The 22,661-nt window shown below is 32.3% G+C and carries 24 protein-coding genes and 2 pseudogenes; 7 read left to right on the top strand and 19 right to left on the bottom strand.

All coding sequences use genetic code 11. The features are described 5' to 3' along the window. Nucleotides 1-43: 43 nt before the first annotated feature. Nucleotides 44-823 (bottom strand): undecaprenyl-diphosphate phosphatase, encoded by a 780-nt coding sequence (locus ACUN28_RS16220; RefSeq protein WP_016087643.1) that lies wholly within the window; start codon nt 821-823, stop codon nt 44-46. A 132-nt stretch (nt 824-955) separates the two neighbouring features. Here ACUN28_RS16220 and ACUN28_RS16215 point away from each other — a divergent pair, with 132 nt between their 5' ends. Further along, nucleotides 956-1,162 carry a hypothetical protein gene (locus ACUN28_RS16215; protein WP_000267715.1) on the top strand — a complete coding sequence of 69 codons (207 nt, stop codon included), beginning with the start codon at nt 956-958 and terminating at the stop codon, nt 1,160-1,162. 50 nt (nt 1,163-1,212) lie between these two features. Here ACUN28_RS16215 and ACUN28_RS16210 read toward each other — a convergent pair whose 3' ends face one another. The 4 genes from ACUN28_RS16210 to ACUN28_RS16195 form a co-directional block, all read right to left on the bottom strand. Continuing rightward, nucleotides 1,213-1,593, bottom strand: coding sequence for a nucleotide excision repair endonuclease (locus ACUN28_RS16210; RefSeq protein ID WP_001048941.1), 381 nt, complete (start codon nt 1,591-1,593; stop codon nt 1,213-1,215). A 77-nt stretch (nt 1,594-1,670) separates the two neighbouring features. Then, the gene (locus ACUN28_RS16205) at nt 1,671-2,234 is read right to left on the bottom strand and encodes a GNAT family N-acetyltransferase (RefSeq protein WP_016087642.1); all 564 of its coding nucleotides are present in this window, start codon (nt 2,232-2,234) and stop codon (nt 1,671-1,673) included. Nucleotides 2,235-2,261: 27 nt separating this feature from the next. Then, nucleotides 2,262-2,834 (bottom strand): hypothetical protein, encoded by a 573-nt coding sequence (locus ACUN28_RS16200; RefSeq protein ID WP_016087641.1) that lies wholly within the window; start codon nt 2,832-2,834, stop codon nt 2,262-2,264. 140 nt (nt 2,835-2,974) lie between these two features. Beyond that, complete coding sequence (locus ACUN28_RS16195) at nt 2,975-4,405, bottom strand: PQQ-dependent sugar dehydrogenase (RefSeq protein WP_016087640.1); 1,431 nt, start codon at nt 4,403-4,405, stop codon at nt 2,975-2,977. A 177-nt stretch (nt 4,406-4,582) separates the two neighbouring features. On the opposite strand from ACUN28_RS16195, the gene ACUN28_RS16190 reads away from it, so the two are divergent. Next, nucleotides 4,583-4,840, top strand: coding sequence for a hypothetical protein (locus tag ACUN28_RS16190; RefSeq protein ID WP_000996284.1), 258 nt, complete (start codon nt 4,583-4,585; stop codon nt 4,838-4,840). A gap of 196 nt (nt 4,841-5,036) precedes the next feature. Here ACUN28_RS16190 and ACUN28_RS16185 read toward each other — a convergent pair whose 3' ends face one another. The 7 genes from ACUN28_RS16185 to ACUN28_RS16155 form a co-directional block, all read right to left on the bottom strand. After that, the gene (locus tag ACUN28_RS16185; protein ID WP_016087639.1) at nt 5,037-5,486 is read right to left on the bottom strand and encodes an NUDIX hydrolase; all 450 of its coding nucleotides are present in this window, start codon (nt 5,484-5,486) and stop codon (nt 5,037-5,039) included. A gap of 217 nt (nt 5,487-5,703) precedes the next feature. Beyond that, nucleotides 5,704-6,819, bottom strand: a complete 1,116-nt coding sequence (locus tag ACUN28_RS16180) for an NAD(P)/FAD-dependent oxidoreductase (RefSeq protein ID WP_016087638.1) — start codon at nt 6,817-6,819, stop codon at nt 5,704-5,706. Between the two features lie 125 nt (nt 6,820-6,944). Beyond that, nucleotides 6,945-7,598, bottom strand: a complete 654-nt coding sequence (locus ACUN28_RS16175; protein WP_016087637.1) for a YdeI/OmpD-associated family protein — start codon at nt 7,596-7,598, stop codon at nt 6,945-6,947. Between the two features lie 153 nt (nt 7,599-7,751). Beyond that, nucleotides 7,752-8,519 (bottom strand): arylamine N-acetyltransferase family protein, encoded by a 768-nt coding sequence (locus ACUN28_RS16170; RefSeq protein ID WP_016087636.1) that lies wholly within the window; start codon nt 8,517-8,519, stop codon nt 7,752-7,754. A gap of 138 nt (nt 8,520-8,657) precedes the next feature. Then, on the bottom strand, nt 8,658-9,161 hold the full coding sequence (locus ACUN28_RS16165) for a MepB family protein (RefSeq protein ID WP_016087635.1): 504 nt from the start codon (nt 9,159-9,161) through the stop codon (nt 8,658-8,660). A gap of 105 nt (nt 9,162-9,266) precedes the next feature. After that, nucleotides 9,267-9,638, bottom strand: coding sequence for a DUF4180 domain-containing protein (locus ACUN28_RS16160; RefSeq protein WP_016087634.1), 372 nt, complete (start codon nt 9,636-9,638; stop codon nt 9,267-9,269). A 182-nt stretch (nt 9,639-9,820) separates the two neighbouring features. After that, complete coding sequence (locus ACUN28_RS16155) at nt 9,821-10,498, bottom strand: HAD family hydrolase (protein ID WP_016087633.1); 678 nt, start codon at nt 10,496-10,498, stop codon at nt 9,821-9,823. A gap of 412 nt (nt 10,499-10,910) precedes the next feature. On the opposite strand from ACUN28_RS16155, the gene ACUN28_RS16150 reads away from it, so the two are divergent. From ACUN28_RS16150 to ACUN28_RS16130, 5 genes are all read left to right on the top strand, one after another. Beyond that, nucleotides 10,911-11,576, top strand: coding sequence for a response regulator transcription factor (locus ACUN28_RS16150; RefSeq protein ID WP_016087632.1), 666 nt, complete (start codon nt 10,911-10,913; stop codon nt 11,574-11,576). Further along, nucleotides 11,569-13,041, top strand: a complete 1,473-nt coding sequence (locus ACUN28_RS16145; protein ID WP_001033672.1) for a sensor histidine kinase — start codon at nt 11,569-11,571, stop codon at nt 13,039-13,041. Before ACUN28_RS16150 ends, ACUN28_RS16145 begins: the two co-directional genes overlap by 8 nt. 539 nt (nt 13,042-13,580) lie before the next feature. Next, nucleotides 13,581-14,597 carry a hypothetical protein gene (locus ACUN28_RS16140; RefSeq protein WP_016087631.1) on the top strand — a complete coding sequence of 339 codons (1,017 nt, stop codon included), beginning with the start codon at nt 13,581-13,583 and terminating at the stop codon, nt 14,595-14,597. A gap of 297 nt (nt 14,598-14,894) precedes the next feature. Next, nucleotides 14,895-15,431 (top strand): DinB family protein, encoded by a 537-nt coding sequence (locus ACUN28_RS16135; RefSeq protein WP_001167123.1) that lies wholly within the window; start codon nt 14,895-14,897, stop codon nt 15,429-15,431. 202 nt (nt 15,432-15,633) lie between these two features. Then, a complete protein-coding gene (locus ACUN28_RS16130) occupies nt 15,634-15,816 on the top strand; it encodes a hypothetical protein (RefSeq protein ID WP_016087630.1) in 183 nt (60 codons plus the stop codon). A 295-nt stretch (nt 15,817-16,111) separates the two neighbouring features. On the opposite strand, the gene ACUN28_RS16125 is transcribed toward ACUN28_RS16130, so the two are convergent. From ACUN28_RS16125 to ACUN28_RS16095, 7 genes and pseudogenes are all read right to left on the bottom strand, one after another. Then, nucleotides 16,112-16,789 carry an ABC transporter ATP-binding protein gene (locus ACUN28_RS16125; RefSeq protein WP_000447848.1) on the bottom strand — a complete coding sequence of 226 codons (678 nt, stop codon included), beginning with the start codon at nt 16,787-16,789 and terminating at the stop codon, nt 16,112-16,114. A gap of 11 nt (nt 16,790-16,800) precedes the next feature. Continuing rightward, nucleotides 16,801-18,231, bottom strand: a complete 1,431-nt coding sequence (locus tag ACUN28_RS16120) for an ABC transporter permease (protein ID WP_016087629.1) — start codon at nt 18,229-18,231, stop codon at nt 16,801-16,803. A 358-nt stretch (nt 18,232-18,589) separates the two neighbouring features. Next, a pseudogene (locus ACUN28_RS16115) lies at nt 18,590-18,910 on the bottom strand (IS4 family transposase); the annotation flags it as partial. Nucleotides 18,911-19,031: 121 nt separating this feature from the next. After that, a pseudogene (locus ACUN28_RS16110) lies at nt 19,032-19,150 on the bottom strand (IS6 family transposase); the annotation flags it as partial. Between the two features lie 123 nt (nt 19,151-19,273). Beyond that, nucleotides 19,274-20,218, bottom strand: coding sequence for an acetyl-CoA carboxylase carboxyltransferase subunit alpha (locus ACUN28_RS16105; protein WP_000052080.1), 945 nt, complete (start codon nt 20,216-20,218; stop codon nt 19,274-19,276). 32 nt (nt 20,219-20,250) lie between these two features. Next, the gene (locus ACUN28_RS16100; RefSeq protein WP_016087627.1) at nt 20,251-20,697 is read right to left on the bottom strand and encodes a MarR family winged helix-turn-helix transcriptional regulator; all 447 of its coding nucleotides are present in this window, start codon (nt 20,695-20,697) and stop codon (nt 20,251-20,253) included. Between the two features lie 447 nt (nt 20,698-21,144). Then, on the bottom strand, nt 21,145-22,575 hold the full coding sequence (locus tag ACUN28_RS16095) for an IS4 family transposase (protein ID WP_016087626.1): 1,431 nt from the start codon (nt 22,573-22,575) through the stop codon (nt 21,145-21,147). Between the last annotated feature and the right edge of the window lie 86 nt (nt 22,576-22,661).

Raw genomic sequence — 22,661 nt, 5'->3', positions numbered from 1 at the left:
GCCTTGTATGAATGAAACAGGATCTAAACGAATGGTTACTAAATTAAAACACATGAGTAAATTGCAACGTTAAAATTAAAATGCCTAATCCCCATACGTAATACGCAAACACTTTTAAGGAATGATTTTTTAAATATTGAATCATCCATGAAACAGCTATGTAACCAAAGAACGCTGCTGATAACGTTCCGACAATTAAAGATGTACTAGAAATAGATTCAGTTTTCCCTTGAAAAACATCTGCAAATTGTAAAATGATAGCTCCAACAATAGCAGGAGTTGATAATAAAAAAGAAAAGTAAGCAGCAGTTTCACGGTCTAACTTCCTCCATAAAGCAGCGACGATTGTCATACCAGAGCGAGAAATTGCCGGAAAAATAGCAGCAGCTTGAAAGGAACCGATAATAAATGCGTCTTTATATGTAATGTTATCCATTTTTTTTCGACCATTTTTTTGTTTATCAGCCATGTAGAGAAAGAATCCTGTCACTAAAAACTCCCATCCTATCGTAATACCTGTTTTTGAAATATCCTCAAAGAAGTCTTTAAATAATAAGCCGATTACAACTGCGGGTATCGTCCCGACGATAAGTAGTAACATTAGTTTTGAAAATGGATTTTTAATTAAATATATAAATTCTTTTTTGTAATAAATAAATACCGCAAGTAAAGTCCCGATATGTAGCATCGTATCTAAAAACAATCCTGCTTCATCTAATTGAAACAAATGCCTTCCTAAATAAAGATGCCCTGTACTGCTTATCGGCAAAAACTCTGTTAAACCTTGAATGATCCCTAATATGAAAGCTTCTAACCAATTCATGATGGTCCCCTTTCTCGTTTGCTTGTACCAATATATGAAGGTTAAATTTTCGATATGAAAAAAACTATATTTCTCTATGAATTTACTTTCATTTTATGGATATATATGTAAAAAGAAGTGAGGAGGGTTACTATGTGGCAACATACGAAGTTCGGCAATGTATTACTTTGGGCAGGACCTATCCTTGTATTTATAGGATTATGTATGACAAATGTTATTTCAGATATTCCTTTCTTTGAGGGAAAACATAAAACTGTTGGAATTATAATTTTATTTATAGGGCTTTTCTGTTTAATTGCTGCTAATCATTTTAAAAAAGGAGAAAGAAATGAAGAATGAAACAACAAAAAAACAATCCCAGTATATGTGCTAGGATTGTTTTTTGTTGCTTATTTATAAAATACTTTATCAACGTTATATTTTGCTTTATATTCATTAATGATATATGTTTCGTAAATTTCTCTTTCTGTTGGATCTTCTACGATACATGCATCAATGCGGTACACTTCATCGCGGTGATTTTTAATTGGTGAAACATTGTCTTCAAAATGTTTCTTAATACGTTGTCTAATTTTACGAGCTTTACCTACGAAAAGAAGTTCGTCATTAATATTGTAAAACATAAAAATGCCGCCTTTATCTCTAGGGAACAAGTGGAAATCGATAAAACCATTAATTGGAGTAATGATTGGCTCGTCTCCTTTAATAACTTGTTTACGTTCAGTAATTGAAACATCAGCTTCAGGAATATTAATTTTAATCAAGTTCATTCACGTCCTCTTTTATTATAAAGATAAATAATAGCATACATACGTAAGAAAAGCTACGTTCAGAGGCATATTTCATTTTATAATTCAAATATTATAGGAGTATCATGTAAACTCTTCTTCCAAATCATATGATCACTTGATTCTCCCCAATAATCCTTCAGTACATAACTAGGCTCTCCAAACTTCTTCGTCCATATACTTTGCGCTTTTTTGTAGCCACTATCTAAACAGTATTCTGTTATTCCCCTGCTAAGTAGCGTAAGAAACATTGTGTTTAGTAGTAAACTCCCTATACCCTTTCTTTGATACTCCGGAAGTATAAATACAGTTCCTATTTCATACAAATCCTTAAGTACACCGCCTGTACAACTATTAATCAACGTACTTGCTGGACCAATTTCAATTGTTCCAATGATTTTATCGTTATTTGTATCAATTGCTAATAAAAAGTAACGTTTTTCTCCATTACTATCAAAATCTGTTTTCAAATATTGCTTTTTCATGTTAATTTCATTTTCTATGTCATCCGATAATTGTGATAATCCTTCGTCTTTATATGCATTCGTTATAACTATATGGAAAAACAAGTGAAGTTCCTCTAAATCATCCGAATTAGGTCTTCTAATTTCAATGTTATACATGATTTAAATCTCCATTCTATGCAGTTGTTAGAACCATACTTTATATACTCTATTCAACAATATTCTACAAAGCCCTGCATAGATCCAGCAGTATAGAAAGCTTAGTATAAATATTGATAAAATAATTTTTATATCCATAGTTGTATGAATAGTAGGACCAAGTACTGGAAAACGGAAAATATCTAGAACAATCATAATTCCTATAAGTAGACAAATCGCAGAAAAGGAAATTACCCAAATTCTCCTCTTGAATTGTATAAAGGAAAGTCCTAAGGCTATACCTAATAAGCCTGTAGTAAAGGGAAATACAATTAGTTCACTTGGCTCAATAATAAATAATAGGAGAATAGTAAGAATATAAGAAAGTACCCCCTCACGAATAGAGTAACAAATAGCCAAAAAAATTGGTAACGTCGCAAAAGGACTAATGAATAATCCTATACCAGGAATTAAGTTTCCCGCCGCTTGAAACATAGTGGCCAAAGCACTCATTAAAGCTGTAATGACTAACTTATTTGCTAGGGACAATTTTCTTTTATGAACAAAGTTCGCATCATTCTCTATCATAAGTTGACACCAATAACGTACAAACCGATTCATCAAAATCCCCCTAAAGATACCTAATTCATCACTTTTCTATTTTATTCATACACTTATTGTTTATTTGTATCCTCTTCTAGAAATCAATCACTATACATTAGACAATTGTAAAAAGAATGAATCAGAGAATTTATATCATATTAAGGAACAATTTCAAAAATAGTACCTTTGTTAAAGTCAGTTACTTTCATAGAACCATAAACTCCTAAATATAACCTGGTTTGATCCGAATTTGTTCCTAAACTCATATAATAAGCTACTTGTGTACCGAAATCATAATTGGTTTCAATAACATGAAAATCAGTATGTTTACCGTCTGTACCTGCTCTAACATATGCTAAAACACCTTTAACTGGCGGCCGTGAATCTTCTTTCTTAGCAAGGTCGGTAAACACAACGCTACCATTTAAATTTGGGATTGCAGTTCCCATATATGGCTGAACTCCTGTTACTGAAGTTCCTCCAAACTTATCTGGTCTGGGGTCTTTATGAAAATAACTAATTAGTGGCTGAATTCGCTTCACTGATGTTTCTATTGTTTCATTATAATAAGCCATTGTTCTCTTATCCAAATTAGGATTCTCAGAACAGTGCCTTATAAAAGAAGTAGGTAATTCTCCTTCCCATCCTCTCCAACCAAAATTAATAAATCCATCTTGATTGGGAGTTAATCTCATTACATGCATTTGAACAAGTTCAGTAACCGGTATCGGTTTATATTGGACAAATGAAAAAATAGACTCTACAATATCTTGCCCGACATTACCGGCGTATTTGATATATTGATTATAAAATCTTTGGAATGAAATGCCGGTTATATTACGAACACCTTTCACAATTACTGTAAGTGTTTCTTGTATAGATAGAGGAAGTTCATTAAAGCGCGTAACTACTGGAGGATTATTTATAAATATATTTTTGCTTACATCGATTTCAATGATTTTACCTGCTATTTCTAAATCATCTTGGCTTAAATTAAATGGATCATAACCCGAGCCACCATCACCATTTGTAAAAACAAGTTTCCCCGTCTCTGGAGAAAAGTTTAATGTATTTACTCCATTATGATTAAAAAATGGGCGTTTTATATGAAGTAATGTTCTACGTTTTTGAGGTTGAGCGTTTGATTGTAAAATCCATTCTTCAATTGTATCAATATGATCATATCGAGTATCTCTATTTAGCCACTTTAAGTTTAAAGTTTTCGGGTCACAAGGATTCGGTTTAAATTGTTCAGAAAGCGCACCTGGACCTTGGGTTCCAGCTACTGAATAATGAAGATAAAATAAACCGTTTTGATAAAATTGTGGATGAAACGCAAGTCCTAACAATCCCCGCTCATCATAGCCACTACTAGAAACACCTTCTTCAGATGTGCCTAATGTAATTATCAGATGACGAATATTTAAAAATGTTTTTATGACGCCGTCTCCTATGTAGAAAATCTCCCCTAATTGGGTTGCGATAAATAGCCTTTCAGTCGATTCGCCTGGAAGAATAACTGTTTTTATTACAGTGGGTAAATTTATGCTATGAACAATGGGTCGTAAACTAACCTTAACTTTTGTCAATTAACTTTACACCCCTTTGTATTCTTTTTTATATAGAAGAATATGATTAGAGTAGTTCAATTAGTATCAAAACTATAGACAAGTCAGTTTTCTACTTAGCATCAATTAACTTATATCCCTTATTATTACATTTATAGTATAATAATAAGTATAAAACATAAATTAGGGGGACAATCTATGGCAATCTTACTACAAATCATCGTACCGCTTATATGTGCAATATACTTATTTACCCTCTATCGTAATACGAATATAGGAAAAGCTGCATTTCTTTTGGCAGTCATTATAGGAATTTTCGGTTTAGAGAATATTTTTCAATATGCTAGTTTAACAGATCATACTGTTTATCCATATTGGGGGAGTTTGAAGGCTGTTGTTATCGTTTTATCAGTCGTATTTCTATTTAAAACAGGTGGTTTAACAGGAAAATATTGATTTGTAATACTGTATATATATTCTTGTTAAATTTCTTTTATTGTATAAAAGAAAAAATGTTTATGTGAAAAACAAGAAGGGATGTGTTACATATGTCTATAAATATTGCTACGAAAAATAAAAGCCTTGCTACACTCCATATGTAGCAAGGCTTTTTTAAATTGTTTAATTCTTGTTCCACTAATATCGTTATTAGCTAACACTTTAATTGTTTTAATAGTCTTTTGTTTAATTCCCACAATGCTGTTTTGTTGCTATCCCATTTCAAAAGCGTTACTGCTTCCTCAAAGCATAACCACTTATAAATGAAGTGTTCTTTAGATAATGAGATGTTTTTTGTAGGGACTTTAACTCCGAAAGAAAATTCTTTTATTACATAAACATCTTCTCCCCAAAGGAATCCTCCAACTACATCCTCTACTGGTAGTGAAGACACAGAATCTAATTTTATATATGGGCATTCTCTTGTAATACCAGCTTCTTCAAACGCTTCCCGTTTTGCTGATTCAATAGGAATCTCACCGTCTTCTCCACCACCAGCTATTCCTTGCCAATAACCATAATCACTTCGGTTGAAAATGGCATATTGAATAGAATTGTCAGTTTTTATATAAGGAAATATTAATACTTGATATGGTGCTCTCATTGCTTAACCTCCTCTCAAAAATAAGCTTTAAATAAATATAAATAAAGAGCAAACATCACAATTCTACATTAATAATGCAGGTTTATGGTGTCAGCCCTCTATTTTTAAAGAATTTTATTTTTCATATACAGACTTACTCTTAACGGAGGGAAAAACCGCTTATTTCCTGTCGAATTCGCTTAGCGTGTTTTTTTCTAAATGTTAGCAGTACCCCATATTATTCAATTGCGCCAGCAACATCATAATCATTTAAATCTAATTCAATTGATTGTCCCAGCGCTAATTTAGCAAGTTCTGACCCTAAATATGGACCTGCAGTTAAACCTGAAGCACCTAATCCGTTCGCAACGAGAATGCCTTCAAAGTTAGGAAGCGGGCCAATAACAGGTAAGAATCCTGGCGTAAATGGTCTGAATCCAACTCTCGTTTCAAGCATGGTAGCATTTTCTAATCCAGGTGCAACTGTTAATGCTTTTTGGAAAACTTCATTTAAACCACCAGCCGTTACACGGTGATCAAAACCAGTATCATTCTCATGTGTTGCACCAATTACGACATGGCCATTGTCAAACGTTAAAATGTATTGATCATTTGGCGGCATAACAACTGGCATATTTTCTGTTGCTGTATTTTCCATTTGCAGATGAACAATTTGTCCTTTTTGGAATGTAACTAAGAAATTAATTCCTAATGGGTTCAAGATTTCGTTCGCCCATGCACCTGCAGTTACAATAACCTTTTCTGCTAAAATTGTTTCATCGTTTACTTTAACTCCAGTAATATGATTACCTTCACAGACTAATACTGCATCGCCTTTTATAAAAGTTGCACCATGTTTTTTCGCAGCGCTTATTAATGCGTTGCGTAATAATCTTCCGTTTACTCGTGCAGCACCACTAATATGAACAGAACTATATTCATCTGATAATGCTGGGAATAATTTTTTCGTTTCTTCAGCTGATAAACGCGTAATTTCACCAATCTCTGGTGCATCTTCACGACGTTTATAAGCTCGCTCTTCCATCTGATCTAGTTTTTTCTCATCAGTATGTAAACTAATTGCACCTACACGGTTGTAACCTGTATCCGTTTCACCGTCTTCTTCTAATTGCTGAATTAAGGAAGAATAGTAACGTGCACCGCCTTTAACGATTCTATACCACGCTTTATTACGACGTTGCGAAAGCCATGGACAGACAATACCTGCTGCTGCATCCGTTGCTTGACCTACTTGTTGACGATCAACGATAGTAACGTTCGCGCCAGCCTTAGCAAGATGATAGGCAGTAGACGCTCCTAAAATGCCAGCTCCAACTACAATATACGATTTCATTTCAAACACCTTTTTTCTTTTGCTAATTATTTAAATATAAGAACATACTTTAGTATACTGAAAGGAATCCTTTTTTCAATGTGCCAAACGCAATTAATTGTTGCATCATTGTGAATTGCCTAGTCTTACTTTTTCTTTTTACGAAATAATTCGATTGTTTTATAGCCTTGTGAAAGAATTTCAATCATTTTTTCAAGACGTTTTTCACGTGTTTTTTCTTGTTTTACAGAAAACAGATTACGTGCCCAATCTTTTTGGTATCCAGGTGTTAAACTTTGATAAAACTTAAGTTCATTTGGATGATTAGCTAATAAAGCTTCAACATCTTGAATTCGATCTGCATAATCAGCTACACATTGGCTCATTGCAGGCGTTTTCGTCGCTTTTTTCTTCTCACGCTTTAAACCTACAACAGTAAAAACGTCATCCATACTTACCATTCGCGCAAATTTAATATCGCTTTTTCCCACATATCCATCTTCTCCAACGTTTAATGCTGGAAACATCTCATCACGGTGAATAAACGTACTGTAGCGAGAGTTACCTTTTTTCGGATATGCGAAGAATATATAACCTTTTTCAATCAGTAACTCTTCATTACTAATAATATAATTCGTTTGTTTCATCATTTCATCAAGTGTTTCTACAAAAATAAAAATGGCATCGTGTTCTTTTGAAAATACAGTTTCTTTATCTATAAAAACTTCGTAATCACTTGGTTCATTAATAACAACCATATTCGTATACTTGTTAAGCTTCAATTTATCGATAACTGACATAAAAATCTTCCTTTACATTCAAAATTCATTGTACATACTTTTTCATACCGTTCTAGTGTATTATATCTATTAAGAAAATTAAACTTTAATAGTTATTTTAAATCACAATTAATATAATAGCCGGTTCTGAATAAGAACCGGCTATTTGTTTTATCATAACTTAATTGCAAATAAAGTATATAAAAGCTCTCTATATTGATCTTCTGTAATTTCACGTTTCGTTTTTTCCCCATGAATTATTTCAGTTAAACTTGTATTCGTTAAAGAGACATGGCCAGATTCTGTTAATTTGACCGCAATGGGTCCTTTATTGAAAATAGATTTCTCATCTTCTATTACTCTTTTTTGAACATCATTCACTACTGCCTCATCAATCATACGATTATAAAAAGCATGGCAAACTTTCCACTCACCGTTAATATCTTTTCTTTCTAGAACGTAATTCCCTTTACTCGTATCTTTTCGTCTCACTCGATACGTACCATTTTTAGAAGAAACAGACTTGCCAGTAAAAGGTACAGGGACTAGAGGTACTAATGAAGCAATACCTACATCAATTAAGTATCGTTCGTTAGTATAATTTAAAATAATCGTTATATGTCCATCCTCAAGTGCCCATGCGTTTATATCATTTTTATATACGGTACCTAATGCGAGTTGTATATCATAACCACAATCTTTTAAAAAGTAGTAAAAAAGAGTATTTAATTCATAACAAAGTCCGCCGCGGGATCTAGTTGAAATTTTATCCTGTAAATTTTCCATAGTAATTGCATTCGTATTACGTGCTATAACATCCAAATTCTCAAATGGTATAGTGTGTGCAAATGCAAAGAGAATTGTATTTAATTCTTCAAACTTCACTTCAGTACGCTTCGCAAGATTCAATCTTGTAAAAAGCTTATGTTGTAGACTTGTCATAGTCAGCACTCCTTAAAATGTATAAGTTAAAATAGTATATGCTGATTGTAAATTTGATGGGGTACGGAAACAATGTACATTTCGTTTAACTGTACCGGTACAAAAAGTCTAACTCACAAGATTACTTAAGATAAGAAGTTACGAATACAAATGTAATAGTTTGTCTATAGGTAAATTATTATAATCGCTGAAATCAACAAAATATTGAAGTTGCCACATTTGGCTCTTTTTAGCTTGATTGCTAACAGGGTTATCCCATATAGGATAAATCCTCATAGCCATCTTGCCTTTTTGATTTTGTGTTCTCAAGATTTTTTCCTTAAGAAGAATCTCTTTAGGGAAAATAAATTGTCCTAGTTTATTATCATCTATACAAGTGATAACTAATAAGTCAGGAGCAGCGTCATAAGAAAACGCTTGATTTTGCATATTGTCATCTTTCTCCCAAAAAGAAACAAATTGACCAATTTTATTAGGAGTAATTTTTGATTTTCTAAAACGAATGCTTTTGTTATTTAAGTGAAATAAACATCCTGCATATTCTGCGTTTTGCTTTTCTTCTTTTAAATTCGTAATTATTAAATTGTTAGGTTTGTAAACTATATTGTTTAAATTTCGGATCGTATCATTAAAATTGTTCAAGAGAACTCCCCCTTTATTCATTTCTTAGTTTACCACAAACGTCAGTTCTTCTATGTTGTAAATAATAAGCGATGTGAAAAAGAGGGAGATTTTACTGGGGTATTATTATTGCTTTAATGTACTTAGTTTTTCAATTGCTTGTTGTTCGGTTGCTAAGTAAAAAATGTCTTTACCTTTATTACATTCATAAATAAAATCCTTTAAGCTTTTACTAGTATACATAGAGAAATCTCCAATGATAGCAATCTTTACCTTGTAGTTTATAAACTTTTGAAGGATATCGCCCGCAAGACGTGTTTTTAGATCAAAGAAATCTTCACTTATTAAAGATTTATGGATAATAATATGTTTCGCATCTACCTCATATTGAACTGTTGCCATAGTATCTAATGCAGATTGAACATCGGATATTAATACCTTATCGTTTCTAATGACCGCAATATTGGTTCCATCGATTACTACTTTCTTTATTTCCATAGTCCCACCCCTTTATAATTTACAAAGTATGAGTAAGATTGTTTTACAAAACTTCGTATTAATTATAGATAAAATAGCCGCAGTTATTAAAATGGCCTCTATTTTTTATAACTAATACGGTCAATGAAATTAATGATAGTTTCTCTTTTTTTATATTTTTGAATATATATATGGAATTACTTTTACTTGTTATAAAAATATTGTGGAGTAACATAACTTAACAAACTATCCAAAGTGTTAATCTCGGCATATGGTTGTATTTTGGTAGTATTCTTGATTTTCTGAGGGTTAAACCACACACCTTTTATATTTACATTTTGAGGACCAGCAATATCCTTTTCTAAGTCATCTCCAATAAATAATACATCTTCTGGTTGCACATTAAGCTTATTTAATGCTAGTTCGAATATACGTTTATCAGGTTTACTCAATCCCACTTCTTCAGAAATAATAATCGTATCAAAGTAATTGTTTAAATTCGTGTTAATTATTTTGGCCTTTTGCCTTTGAGTTGAGCCATTTGTTATAATTCCAACTTCAAAGTGCTTCTTTATATGATTTAAGAAATGAATAGTGTTTTTGTCTATTGAAAAACATTTAGGAAAATTATTATTCCAAAAATCTTGGAGGTAATTGCGTGGTAATCTATACTTCGGCGGGAATACATCAAACAATGATTCTAAAACTATCGTTTTATCACTCATGCCGTATTCCCTTTTATCGTATTCTTTGAATTTCTGTAACATATTGTTTTTGACTGTATCACTAACATCCTCATAACACTTTTCTAAAACAAATAAAAACAATTTATCTACTGCCTTATCCCTATTAAGTAACGTATCATCTAAATCAAACAGCATAGCTTTATAACCTCTCAAATAAATTCACAACCTTTCTCGCATGATTTAAATAATTCTTAGTTCACACCTGAAGCTTTTACTAAATTAGCAAAAAAACTCCAAAGTTTGTGATGTACCCCCTAGAATTTCGCTAACTTCTTTTATATTGAAATTCATCACCTTTTCCCCGCCTATTAAAGTAGCGAAAGTAGATTTTCAAACAGTTTAAGAAATCACATGTAATTTACATTATTATACATTAGTTTTTCGTAAATAGTAATCGTTCAGCTTTTTATACGATAAGTTTTTTTATGGAGAATAAATACACAATCTTGAAATGGATCTAATACAGTAAACTTCCTATGAAGTTTCCTACTGTATCTCCACATAAACTCCAGATTGTACGGCTATAATGACTACCAGAGGTGATATTATGAAAAACTATCATATCCTCGTGGTTGAGGACGATCAAGAAATTCAGGAATTAATTAAACAATTTTTAATGACACAACAGTATACAGTGGTAGTTGCTTCCGATGGACTAGAGGGTATGACACAATTTAATAAGCAATCCTTTGATTTAATTCTTCTAGATGTAATGATGCCCAATCTTAATGGATTTGAAGTTGCTAAAATGATTCGAGGTCAGTCAAACGTACCAATTATTATGCTAACTGCGTTGGAGGAAGAGGAAGATCAGATGAAAGGGTTCGATCTTGGGATTGATGATTATATAACAAAACCCTTTTCGTTTCATGTTTTAATTAGACGAGTCGAAGCTGTACTTAGAAGAAGTTATGATAAAAATGTAAATAATCATTTGGTATTTAAAGAAGTGCGCATTGATGTTGATGCATATCGAGTATATGTAGATGATGTTGAAATTTTGTTAACGACCAAAGAGTTCGAAATTCTACAACTACTATTTCAAAATGAGAGAAAAGTACTTACAAGAGAAAATATCGTAGAAAAAGTTTGGGGATACGATTATTTTGGAGAAACACGAATAATTGATACACATATTAAAAACCTACGTAAAAAACTAGCTATTCCCTACATTAAAACAATAAAGGGTATTGGTTATAAAGTGGATGAATAAAATTTTAAAAATCATGAAGATGAAGCAAATTACTTATAAACTCTTTATGACTACATCTCTCATCTTGTTATCCTTTGCAGTATTGATTTATTTAACTTTATATTTCTTTCTCCCTACGTTTTATGAGCAATACAAAACAGATCAACTTCAAACAGGGATAAAAGAAATAATTGATAAGTCAAAAGATCTTACGTTTCAAGATGCGATACCACTTTTTGATGAATACGCAAAAAAAAATAACGCGATGCTTTCGCTTCAAAATAAAGAAGGAATAATTATTTACTCGCCTTCATTTTCTTTTATTCAACGTGGTACACAAACAACAGTAGTTACTAAAGCAGCACGATTTGAGAATGCAGGTACCATTAGCAATTCATATAATGTTACGGAACCAATTCAATTCCAAGATGGTAGTTTAACGCTTGTAGTGTTCGCAACATTTCAACCGATTGATGAAGCTTCGCAAGTATTAGTGCGCTTTCTCCCCTATATTAGTATCATTGTGATCGTAATTGGTATAGGGAGTGCTTATTTCTATTCCAGGTTTATTACAAAGCCACTTATTTATATTAATGAGGGTGCACAAAAGATGGCAAATTTAGATTTCTCCGAAAAAATTGAGGTTCGTTCTACAGATGAGTTAGGAGAATTATCTAATAGTTTGAATGACATGTCTATTAACTTACAACAAGCTATGTTTGATTTAAAAAAAGCAAATGAACAATTAAAAAATGATATTGAAAAAGAAAGAGAAATAGAAACAAAACGCAGAGAGTTTTTTGCGATTGTAGCACATGAATTAAAGTCCCCTCTTACTGTAATGAAAGGATACTTAGAAGGGATGATATACAATATTGGCCCTTATCAAAATCGTGATCAATATTTAAAGAAAAATCATCAAATTATTGAAAGTATGGAACAACTAGTTCGTGAAATTTTAAGTATGTCAAAGTTAGAACAACACACTTTTAAACTAAAAATAGAAGAAGTTAATCTTTCAAAGTTAATTGGTACAATCACAAAAGATCTTGAATTTTTCGCTTCTCAAAAAAGCATCCAAATAATAAAAGAAATTGACTCTGACCTTTCTGTTTATACAGATCGTGTTCTTTTTGAAAAAGCATGTAAAAATATTATCCATAATGCAGTTATGTATTCACCACATAATGAAAAAGTCTATATAAAGTTAAGTAAGGATTCTAAACAAGGTCAAATTAAAATGCAAATTATAAATACAGGTATCAATATTAAAGATGAAGATATACAACAAATTTTCAAACCATTTTATCGAATTGAAAAATCTAGGAATCGAAATACCGGAGGAAGTGGTTTAGGTCTATATATTGTTAAACAAATTCTTGAAACACTAGATATAAAGTATTCTATACAAAATAGGGAACATAGTGTGCAATTTTGCATGAACATTCCTTTATCTGAACAAAAAACAAACAAACTCCCCTTTTAGTAGGACGAGTTTGTTTGTTTTTGTAGTAAGTATAAACTTATTAGGGTTCAATTGTCCCAAGGGTGAGTGTGTACCTATCTCCCCACGATTCTTGTAGTAGTTCAATCACTCTCGCGTGGGTAAGAATGCCTAAAAACCTTTCATCTTCCCCTACAATCGCAATATCAAGCATTTAATCGTAAAGAAAATTTGGTAGAACGAAGCATTTTCTTTGATAAATTCCGCCGTATCGATTTAAAGGAAGGGATATTTTATTAATACAATCAATTTTTATTGTACAATTGTTCTTACGATATGAAAATACAGTGTAAAGATGAACCTGATAAATCATATACTTTTAGAATTTAAAAAGAGATTAAAACAAATCAATTTTCTGTATTTCAAAACAGTAATGTTCGGGCTGATATGGGCGAAAAACATCAAGGCTCTAATCATTTAAAGTTTAAACTGTATAAAAGTTAGCGTAAATGACGAAGGAAAAGACAGCTTTGCATTGTGCTGCACATTCAAGAATTAATTCTTACGTAGGGAGTGCTTATATGAAAAGCATAAAAAATGTAATATTACTAGTAGTATATTTCATATTTTTAAGTGGTTGTAATCAAGAAAATGAATCTGAGGTACAAGAATATATAAAAGAAAAACACGGTATCGATATTGTGGTAACAGATTGGAACTCGATAAATGAAAATAATGGTGGTAATACCTACCATACTGTGCAAGAAAAAAACAACAAAAATTTCAAATTTCGAGTAAAGGTACAAGGCCTCCTCTATTCATATATAGTAGGTGATGAATACAAATATGGAAAAAAAACATATGAGGCATATCAGAAATTCCAACCAACTCTAGAAGAAATGAAAAAGTTAGGGTACGTGGAAAATGAAAATGAAAATGTTCTGCAATATATGTTGGATAATCAAAATCCAGAAGAAGGAAGCCCAACAGATGAGTTGCTATTAACTTTGCAAATGAGTAACGATATTGACTTTAGCCAATTGGATTCCGTAGAATTAGATCGTTTATATGCCCTATTTCAACTGATTCAGAAGAATAATAAAAAGATAACAGAACTAGAAATTAAAGATCATACTGGTAAATCTTTAGGTGGACCTTTTAAAAATGTACAAAGAGTAACAACAAAAGAAGAACTGTTACAAACAATGAAATCCACAATGAAAGACCCAATAAACGAATACTGGAAAAATTGGATTAGAACGCAGACCAAAGTAGAAGAAAAATTACATGAAATGCAAAACGATCGATTTTCAATTGAAGGTATTACGTATTCAAGTTCGGATGATGAAAAATATCGAAAATATATAGTGACTTTAGTTATTAATACGACCAATACTATATTTGAAAATAATCCCCCTTTAATTGAGGATTTAATCAAAGTAACCACAATCCTTAAAGAAGAACTAAATACGAAAAACTTTGACATCAATTTAAAAAATAAGTCTGGAACAAGAAATACAAATTGGTTATCATCAAAAGAAATTAAAGAAGCAAATAACATTGAAGATCTTGTAAATGAGAAGTACCCTGCGAATTAAATGTAAATTCCTATTCATGTTTGTTATTTAATGTGAAATCAAGCTCTTTCGATTTATTATGAAAACTTACAAAATACTTAAAAACCCCCAACAAATCTTTAGCTGTATAGAGAAAATGAGAAATAGGGTCCTATTCATATGGGGCTCTATTTGTATATCAAACTAATTTAGGTGTTTACACATACGCATTGCAAATTCATTCTTGTTTCTTTTTAATGTGAAATCAAACTTTCAGATTAATTTGGAACTCTTTTATGATAAGCTATATGTAAAAATTAAATATAAAGGATGATTCGTATGCAAATAAGACCAAAGATAAGTGAATATAACTCCTATTATGCAACGTATATTAACTTGGTATCAGACGGAAATATCATACATATTTTAGAACAACAAATGAAGAAAACGAATCTTTTATTAAAGGGAATTTCTGATAGTGAGGGACTTTTTCGGTATGGTCCTACTAAATGGAGTATAAAAGAAGTACTCGGTCATATAGCGGATACAGAACGAATTATGGCGTATCGATTGCTATCTATTGCTCGAGGCGAGACAGCAGAACTTCCAGGCTATAACGATGATATGTATGTTCTTAGAGCTGCTTTTGATAAGCAATCTATGCAAGTTCTTCTTGAGAATTTAATAGTTGTTCGCCAATCTACCCTGTATTTACTTAGAATCTTAGATAAAGAAGCTTGGTTACAAAGAGGAAATGCGAACAATTCTGAAGTTACAGTACGTGCATTAGCATACATCATTGCTGGCCATGAGCTTCATCATGTTCAAATTCTAAAAGAACGTTATCTTGGTTCTGATGCACATCCAGCAAGTTAATACTTGAAGAAAAAGAGTCCTATTTAAGTAGGGCTCTTTTTCAGTATTTATAAAGGATTAGTGCTTAGAGCCATGACTAATTAAACGTCTTTATTTATAAAATTCACCACATATGATGTAAGCTATCCCCTTCTATTCTGTGCATAATTTTCTTCAGGCTCGTATACTATAAACACTATAGTTCAGGAAAGGTGATGACGCTATGAATGAACAACAAACTAATAGGGATAGAGATCAAAAAATGATGTTTTCTATGCAAGGAGTTCCCTCAAATAAAGTTAACATGAATCAATTACCTAAATGGATTAGAATTTTCGGCTATTGTGCGTTTGGTTGGATGATAGTATTTAGTTTATTTATGATAGTAGGTTTAATTCTTCAATAACTATGTAGATAAATAATTAAACGGGATAGTATTTAGATCATATATCTAGGTAATGTCCCGTTTTTTATGTGTAATTACCCCATGATATAAGTAACCAATTATAATAAAAAGAACCTGTAGAATATCCTACAAGTTCTTTTTCAAATATTGTTACAACGGGAACAACAAACTATCTTAACATTCAATACAGGGAGACCATTTTGATTATGGCTTGGTTTTATTATAAATCAAATATAAGCTTTTGAAAGTGATGAATTTCGAAAATTATGTTAATTGAAAAACTACGATGTTTATATTAGATTTCGTTTACGACCAACTTCTTATTACTTAAATACACTGCACGATCTGATTTTCTAGCAACTTCCTGTGAATGCGTCACAACAATAATACATTTATTTTCTTTATGTGCAAGTTCTTGAAACAGTTCTATTATATCCATGGCCGTTTCTTCGTCGAGGTTTCCTGTTGGCTCATCCGCAATAAGTAAATCAACATTACAAGATAACGCTCGAGCAATTGCTACACGTTGTTGTTGCCCACCACTTAGTTGCAAGACGTTTCGTTTCGCTTCTATTTCTGTGAGTCCCACTTTCTCTAATAATTCTAATGCCCTTACCGTCTTATTTTTCACTTTGACACCTGTAATTTCCATTGCTGTTAGGACATTTTGAAGAGCAGTCATATAGGTAATCAAATTATAAGATTGGAAAATTACAGATACATTTTGATTACGGTATCGATCCAAACCAATTTTTCGAATATCTTTCCCATTATACAGTACATAACCATTTTTAGGGACATCCAGTCCACAACCTAAGCTTAGAGTTGTGGTTTTTCCAGATCCGGATGGTCCTAAAATTGTATAAAAATGACCTTTTTGAAAAGAAAAGTTAACATTATCTAGTATCGCTACATTTTTCCCGTTACTTTCATAATAATAATCCAAGTTTTTAAATTGTAAAATCGTTTCCATATTAAGCCTCCTTATTCATCTTTTAAAAGAATTTGTTTTGGATTTAAACGTAGAATAGATAATGCCGGAAGAAGCGTTGCTATTATAGCAATAGCTAGTCCAATTCCCCCCATTTTTCCTACATCTTCTCCTGTTATACTTACATCAATTTTATCAATTGGATCTTCTTTTTGGTTTTGTAAAGTACCACCAGGTCCAGACATCATTACAGTACCATTTCGCGTAGTGTCTGTTTCTTCGCTCGCTGCAGCAATTTCACTCGAAAGTAAATGATCCCCGATATATTGAGAAACTTTAGCTCCAGTTGTTACGGATAATCCAAATGCTAAAATAGCGACACATACTACTTCTATTACGAACTGCGCCATCAGTTTCCACTTTTTCTCTCCAATAGATAACAGAATCCCCATTTCTTTACGACGTCCTTTAATTGAAAGCATAATGATTAATCCTAAAATAATCGCACCAGCAATCGATACAATATAAATAATCATTTGAGAAGTCGAAGAGATATTCTCGATAGGACCAATCATTTGTTTGTACAATGAATCATGTGCATCTAATTTATAATAAGTAAAATCAATATTAGATTTTTTTGCTTCTTTTTTAAATGCATCAATGTATTGTGGATCATTCAAGAAATACACGACTTGAACACTACTTATACCTTGATCTACTTCTAATTTTTTCATAGTTGAATGCGGCATATATAGTTTATTAGCTGGATCCATTATAGGGGGGGCCTGTTGACCCATTGCTTGCTCATTCGTTTCGTAAATACCGATAATTTCAACCTCAAGGGTTTCCTTTTTATCCCCTGATTGCACTTTAACTTTGTCTCCTACTTTCAAATTGTTTAATTCCGCTAATCGTTTTTCCATTAAAGCTACATTCTGATCTTTCATCTGTTCTGTAATTGGTTTTCCATCAATGATTTTACTTTTTCCGTTTTTAAAGCTTTCTTGTAAAGCTGTCTTGCGAACTCCCTCAATCATAAAAGAAGCATTCATATCTATTTCTGTACCAGAGCCTGAACCGCCTCGTACAGCCGCCATTCCCACTTTACCTTTTCCTTCATCTTCTCTTTCTGAAGCTCCTACTAGTTTAAGCCCATCAGAAATTCCGAAAGTATTGCCTATGTAATTATAGTCTTTTACATATTTTGATTTCGCTAATTGATCTGCTTCTTTTGTGTTAAGCTTCGGTGGATTAGGCATCTCTCCAGTTTCACGAGCTTGTTGACCTAATTTATCGAAATCAAGACCTAAAGTAACATCTGCACCTAGTTTTTTTCTTGCAGCATCCGCTGCTTTTTTTGATGCATTTTGGATTGTGAACCCTGAAAGAACCAAATTTGTAACAATCAGAAAAACTGCTATCAAAATTAATGATGTTCCTATCCTTTTTTTCATACTGAGAATTGCTCGTTTCATAAAATTCATTTTCTCTTACCTCCTTGATAACTTGTATTCTATATAGGTTATCTAGAGTCTATATGGAGCTAATCGGTAGTTTATCTAGAGATATAAGGAGTTTATGTGTAGTTATGTATTTATCTGTTGAAGAAAAACTAGAACACAAATTTAAAAACGTAAGCGTTTTTGAAGATTGGTAAGAAGTTAGTCCGTTTAAGGAACTTATAAAAAAAGAGAGATTAAGCTTAAATTAATGTATGTAACATAAAAAATATATTTAATGTATAATTTTTATACGTTAAATATAGAGAGCCTATTTAAATATCTATATGGGGATTGTTAATGATTCTCATAGAAATCACGTCATTTTCAAAGGTGTACCTCCACAAACTTTATTTTTTAATAATGTGGAGAAAATATGTTTCAAAAAGAACACTGCCTTTTTATTAAAGCGCTTATTTAGTCCTTCAGGACACATAAGAGTTCCTGTTGATGCATGTAGCTGACTACACAATCGGACTAATGAATCACTCGCTACTCGTTGACTAATCCAGACACATATAGTTGCTAAATCATACCCTGAAAATTTACGTTTTCGTTTTACAAAACCTAGCTCTCTAGCGAGATTTTCCAAAAATGAAGGGGTAAGATGTTCATATAATTCTTCAGCAAATAATTGTAATTCGTCAGAAATTGATAGATACATACAAAAACGCCATCCTTTCCTATGATTCTACAGAAAGAATAGCGTATTTTTTGGTTCTGGTGCAAAGGTAGTGGAAAAGAAAATATAACATATATATTTCTAGCATAATGGTAGGATAATCCTGGTTCCTCATCATTTCTACTAAATCACGAAAAATTAAGTTGTACCGTACCAACGTACAGTTAACAAAATAATACCTTGCTGATAATGCTTCCATTTGAACAAATTTTCCTTTTCCATACCGATCACACATCTTTTGTAGAGTAATAGTATCAGCATATCCCAGTTTAAGAGGTTACTTACAAAATATTTAGAGTTTTTTTGCGAGAATCCTCCGAAATGTAATACGGACTTTAAATATTTTCATTTATAATTCTCTATTTGTCTATACTTTTCATATCGCTGTTGTATAAGCTCTTCCGAGGATAATAGTATCAATTTTTTTAGAGATGATTCGATTACAGATTCAATCATTTTTGCCTGTGATTTTATATCATTTTGTGCTCCACCTTTAATTTCAGGAATGATTTCATCAATAATTCCTAAATGTTTTAAATCTTTTGCTGAAATTTTCATATGTTCAGCAGCTTCTGGAGCATACTTAGCGTCCTTCCATAGGATAGATGCTGCTCCTTCTGGCGAAATTACCGAGTACCATGAATACTCTAACATATGGATATGGTTACCGACACTAATGCCAAGAGCTCCACCACTTGATGCCTCTCCAATTACAATACAAACAATTGGCACTTTAAGTGTAGCCATTTCAAATAGATTTCGAGCTATCGCTTCAGAAATTCCACGTTCTTCAGACCCTTTCCCTGGATAGGCGCCTATTGTATCAATAAATGTAATAATAGGGCGATTAAATTTATCAGCTTGTTTCATAAGTCTTAGCGCTTTTCTATAACCTTCTGGATGTGCCATTCCAAAATTTCTTTCTATATTTTCCTTTGTATTTCTACCTCTTTGATGACCAATAACCGTAACGGGCATCCCTTTAAATTTTGCAATACCACCTATCATTGCTTTATCATCACCATATAATCGATCACCATGAAGTTCGAGAAAGTTTGTAAACAATAAAGGTATATAGTCCAATGTCGTGGGTCGGTTACGTAGCCTTGCAATTTGAACTCGTTGAAAAGGTGTAATATTAGAATAAATTTTATCTTGCATTTTATTTAAACGTTTTTCTAATTCATGAATTTCTGACGATAAATCTACATTATTTTCTTCCATAATTTTCTTTAATTCATCAAATTTCTCTTTTAATTCAATAATAGGACGTTCAAAATGCAAACTCATTTTATCCTCCAAATGTTATGATTTACCTCACTCTAATCAAAAGGCTTAGAAATAGAATCAATAAATAATTCAAAACCATCCACAACTATTTTTTGTTCTGATTCTGATAAATTATTGAGAATACTTTGATAAAATGTAATGGATTGCTCTTTTAAGCAATTAACAGTTATGTGACCTTTTTCTGTGAGGTGCAGAAAAAGTTCTCTTCTATTTTTTTCATTTACTTCACGATAAATAAGCCCCTTTTTTACTAACTTATCTACCAATCTACTTACAGTTGAAGTCTCTAATCTAAGTTTATTGGATAGTTGCCAAACAGTTAATTTTCCCACCTCTAGTTCTTCTAACGCCATCATTTGAGAAGTTGGTAAAGGTTTTTCAAATGGTCCATTGGGCAAATTTTGAGATTCAAAAACCCCAGTTATTATAATCATTTTCTTAATATCTGTTCTTAGTTTTAAGGCATCTTCTCTTTTCAAAAAGGTCACCCTCCTACAACTATTGTATCATACATCAATTGTATTATACATGAATATGATTTTTTCACAAGCTTAACGTAAGCCAATATTACAACATGGACGAGATATTTCTTCTTGTTAAAATGGTATAAGTGGATTGTTTTCTACAAATGGCAAAACATCAATTATGTATCAGGGGCCTTTATGGGGTACCGCTCATCGAAATCAAGCTAAGAAAATAAAACTACCCCAAAAACGAAATTTTGTGATAACTTGTAACAAAATTTCGTTTTTGGGGGGAATTCTAAATTCTTAAGTTGATGGGAATGGGGTAGTACCACATCGCTATCAAGCTAAGCTCATACAACGTAAATTATAGTAGAAGCTGTTTCTGTTTTCTAAAGGCTATGTGTAGGAAATTGAAAGATTTGCATACGAAATAAACCCTAACGGGTTTCCTTTTTTGAATTAAGCCGCTTGATTATCAGACAGGGTACAATTGTAAACGACACCTAATATATCAAAGACTGTTTTCTTCTCATACCGATGAGATTTCCGCCCATTTTGTTGTAGAAGATTGAACAGACGAAATAATACCTTTGATAGCTCTTGGGTGTCTTTCTGTATCGCACGGAAAAGAAGAAAAAAGTAATCTTTAATCATATATATGGCCTTATATTCACTCAGTTCTCGTTTCTTTTTTATAAGAAGTAATTGGCGCATTTGAAACATGGTAGAGGAACAGAGGAGAATGGCAATCAGTTGCCCATACAAATGGCATTCCAATCGTTCTGGTTTTATCTTTTTACAATGATGGATTTGAAAGAATGACTTCCACGTTTTAAATAAAATTTCGATTTGCCAACGCAAAGAATACCAGTCATGTACCTGTCCCATCGGGACAATGTCTGTAGGGGTGTTTGTCATATATACATTAATACCACTGAGTCGTTTACTACGAGGAGAATACTTCATTCCTTTCTTTTTTTCTCTTACAGCTTGATCTTGTAATCGTTTTTGTTGTTGTTCTTTTGTTAGCCGATGAACAATCACACGAGTTGATACTTTATCAGTCATTCCTACATAAGCGTCAGATATTTCATATGTTTGTCCTGGTTGAAGAGAGTTCATTAAGACCTCCATATCTATCTGTATATACTCTGTACCTTTCTTTATTCTTCCATCTTGAAAATAATCAGGGGTGGGTTTTTTTTGATAAATACGTGTATTTGATTTAATACGAGAGATATAGTAAGCCTTTTTATCTTGTATGTGTTGAAGATCTTTCAAATGAAAATACCCTAAATCTCGGATACATAAATCATTCGCTGTCACAGTTGGAACACACAGGGAACCGTAGGTTCGATCATGTTGTTTCCCTGGACCCGTATGAATATGAAGGAACTGTCCACTTAATAAATCATACTCAAGCTGAATCTTTACTCCCGCTGTATGGCTGCATCCCCCTGCACCTGGATAAACGGATGAAAAAGGATCTGGAAGTTGAAATGCAGTTGAATCTAAAATACGAATACGCTTGAAAACAGAAGTATATGGAGAAGAAATCGGCATAGATGAGGTCAATTTTTTGCTTAATAGTTCGGCTAGTAGGTGTTGTAAAAGTTGGACGGCCGCCTTATTAAATCGTTGATTCAGTCCCTCAGGACTGATAAGTACTGCTGTTGATGCTTCTAAACAGCTAGATAATTGAGTTAAAGAAGTCATAGCTACATTTTGGCTCACCCATACACATAAAGCTATTAAATCTTTTGCTTGGTACTTACTGGTTCGTTTTACGAAACCAACATCTCTAGCAAGATTCCGTAAGGTATTTGGAGATAAAAAACTTTGAATCTCTTGAGCAAATAGTTGTAATTCATCAGACACCGAAACAGACATAAAAAACGCCATCCTTTCCTATGATTCTACAGAAAGAATAGCGTATTTTTTCTTTTTATGGCTATATTTTTTTAGCTCGATAGCGA

It is taken from the genome of Bacillus sp. WC2507 (assembly GCF_052656125.1).
Note: the sequence above shows the minus strand (reverse complement) of the source record. Positions and strands in the feature narration are given on the sequence as shown.

Bases quoted from the DNA above. Each gene is read 5' to 3' on its own strand.
- ACUN28_RS16220 (WP_016087643.1), bottom strand. From the start codon at position 823: ATGAATTGGTTAGAAGCTTTCATATTAGGGATCATTCAAGGTTTAACA.
- ACUN28_RS16215 (WP_000267715.1), top strand. From the start codon at position 956: ATGTGGCAACATACGAAGTTCGGCAATGTATTACTTTGGGCAGGACCT.
- ACUN28_RS16210 (WP_001048941.1), bottom strand. From the start codon at position 1,593: ATGAACTTGATTAAAATTAATATTCCTGAAGCTGATGTTTCAATTACT.
- ACUN28_RS16205 (WP_016087642.1), bottom strand. From the start codon at position 2,234: ATGTATAACATTGAAATTAGAAGACCTAATTCGGATGATTTAGAGGAA.
- ACUN28_RS16200 (WP_016087641.1), bottom strand. From the start codon at position 2,834: ATGAATCGGTTTGTACGTTATTGGTGTCAACTTATGATAGAGAATGAT.
- ACUN28_RS16190 (WP_000996284.1), top strand. From the start codon at position 4,583: ATGGCAATCTTACTACAAATCATCGTACCGCTTATATGTGCAATATAC.
- ACUN28_RS16185 (WP_016087639.1), bottom strand. From the start codon at position 5,486: ATGAGAGCACCATATCAAGTATTAATATTTCCTTATATAAAAACTGAC.
- ACUN28_RS16180 (WP_016087638.1), bottom strand. From the start codon at position 6,819: ATGAAATCGTATATTGTAGTTGGAGCTGGCATTTTAGGAGCGTCTACT.
- ACUN28_RS16175 (WP_016087637.1), bottom strand. From the start codon at position 7,598: ATGTCAGTTATCGATAAATTGAAGCTTAACAAGTATACGAATATGGTT.
- ACUN28_RS16170 (WP_016087636.1), bottom strand. From the start codon at position 8,519: ATGACAAGTCTACAACATAAGCTTTTTACAAGATTGAATCTTGCGAAG.
- ACUN28_RS16160 (WP_016087634.1), bottom strand. From the start codon at position 9,638: ATGGAAATAAAGAAAGTAGTAATCGATGGAACCAATATTGCGGTCATT.
- ACUN28_RS16155 (WP_016087633.1), bottom strand. From the start codon at position 10,498: ATGCTGTTTGATTTAGATGATACGTTACTTAATAGGGATAAGGCAGTA.
- ACUN28_RS16150 (WP_016087632.1), top strand. From the start codon at position 10,911: ATGAAAAACTATCATATCCTCGTGGTTGAGGACGATCAAGAAATTCAG.
- ACUN28_RS16145 (WP_001033672.1), top strand. From the start codon at position 11,569: ATGAATAAAATTTTAAAAATCATGAAGATGAAGCAAATTACTTATAAA.
- ACUN28_RS16140 (WP_016087631.1), top strand. From the start codon at position 13,581: ATGAAAAGCATAAAAAATGTAATATTACTAGTAGTATATTTCATATTT.
- ACUN28_RS16135 (WP_001167123.1), top strand. From the start codon at position 14,895: ATGCAAATAAGACCAAAGATAAGTGAATATAACTCCTATTATGCAACG.
- ACUN28_RS16130 (WP_016087630.1), top strand. From the start codon at position 15,634: ATGAATGAACAACAAACTAATAGGGATAGAGATCAAAAAATGATGTTT.
- ACUN28_RS16125 (WP_000447848.1), bottom strand. From the start codon at position 16,789: ATGGAAACGATTTTACAATTTAAAAACTTGGATTATTATTATGAAAGT.
- ACUN28_RS16120 (WP_016087629.1), bottom strand. From the start codon at position 18,231: ATGAATTTTATGAAACGAGCAATTCTCAGTATGAAAAAAAGGATAGGA.
- ACUN28_RS16105 (WP_000052080.1), bottom strand. From the start codon at position 20,218: ATGAGTTTGCATTTTGAACGTCCTATTATTGAATTAAAAGAGAAATTT.
- ACUN28_RS16095 (WP_016087626.1), bottom strand. From the start codon at position 22,575: ATGTCTGTTTCGGTGTCTGATGAATTACAACTATTTGCTCAAGAGATT.